The sequence below is a fragment of the Methylobacterium sp. A54F genome (genome assembly GCF_053346035.1).
Genome location: NZ_JBKFBF010000120.1, coordinates 1 through 308, shown reverse-complemented (window position 1 = coordinate 308; position 308 = coordinate 1). Strand labels below are relative to the sequence as shown.

Annotated in this window: 1 pseudogene; it reads left to right on the top strand. The window is 74.4% G+C overall.

What is annotated here, in order from left to right:
* Positions 1-120: 120 nt before the first annotated feature.
* Positions 121-308 (top strand): annotated as a pseudogene (locus ACLBXP_RS25590) (peptidase S14); the annotation flags it as partial.

Below are 308 nucleotides of genomic sequence, written 5' to 3'. Positions count from 1 at the left end.
CTGAGGCGCCCCACGATTCACGACCCGGAAGCGGCGGCCCGGGGCTTGCCTCGGCGGGCGGGCCCGCCCGCTTCGCGGATCCGCCCGCCGACCCGCCGCGGGCCCGGAGAATGCCGTCCGATGGACATCAAGCCGCTCGCGCCCTTCGACTTCCGGACGCCCGCCATCCTGCTCTCGGGGCCCGCCAACGACGACATGTACCGGGACTTCCGCCGGCAGCCCACGGCGGCGTCCGAGCTCGACCTCGTGGTGGTCGAGCTGACCACCCTCGGCGGGGACCCTGAGGTTGCGCGGATGATGGGCGAGGA